1 protein-coding gene is annotated in these 1,030 nt (G+C 49.8%); it reads right to left on the reverse strand.

The annotated features are described in order from the left end of the window. On the reverse strand, window positions 1–1,030 hold a 1,030-nt coding region (locus tag AB4Z08_RS35745; protein ID WP_441578563.1), incomplete at both ends, for an MBG domain-containing protein.

The raw sequence follows: 1,030 nt of genomic DNA on the forward strand, positions 1-1,030 counted from the left end.
GTCGCCGGACCGGAAGTAACAGTATATGTTACCGGTAAGCCTGCATTGCTGCTGGCGTTGAGCGTAACCGGTGCATCACCATAAGTTTTACCGGAGATGGCTGGGAAGCTGATTGTTTGAGCCGCCTGGTCAACTGTTAAAGTACCGTTGGTAGTGGTGAAGATATAATTAGCCGCTGTCATACCCGTTGTGGATACGGTAATCGGATAAGTACCCGGAGCACTGCTGTTATCAGCGATGCTGCTGAGTGCAGGATTTCCTGTTATTACACTGGCGTTTTCGCTGTTTGCAAAACCTGTAACGTTATAAGTGAACGCCGGATTATTGGCGCCATATACCCGTTGTGCGTCATTGGCTTTCACGGTGAGTGTAGCCGGAGCTACCTGGAAGGTGTTGCTGGCAGGTGTTGCAGCGGTATAGTTACCATTGCCAGCCTGTGTAGCCGTTACCGTTACACTGCCTGCACCAGTGATGGTGAGGGTGTTACCATTAATAGTAGCCGGACCGGAGGTAACAGTATATGTTACCGGTAAACCTGCATCGCTGCTGGCGTTGAGCGTAACCGGTGCATCGCCGTATGTTTTACCGGAGATAGCCGGGAAGCTGATCGTTTGTACCGCCTTTCCTACTGTTAACGTTCCATCGGTAGTGGTGAAGATATAATTTGCTGCACTCATTGCTGTTGTAGCCACGGTGATCGGGTAAGTACCCGGTACACTGCTGTTATCGGCAATAGTCGTTAGTGCAGGAACGCCAGTTATTACACTGGCATTTTCGCTGTTCACGAAACCAGTGATAGTGGAAGTAAAGATTGGGTTATTGGCGCCGTATGCTTTTGACATATCATCAGCTTTTACTATCAGGATAGCCGGAGCCACCTGGAAAGTGCTGCTGGCAGGTGTTGCAGCGGTATAGTTACCATTGCCAGTCTGTGTAGCCGTTACCGTTATACTGCCAATACCGGTGATGGTGAGGGTATTACCCGTGATAGTCGCTGGACCGGAAGTAACAGTATATGTTACGGTTAGGC

The sequence above is a fragment of the Chitinophaga sp. RAB17 genome (assembly GCF_052114225.1).
Taxonomy (GTDB): Bacteria; Bacteroidota; Bacteroidia; order Chitinophagales; family Chitinophagaceae; genus Chitinophaga.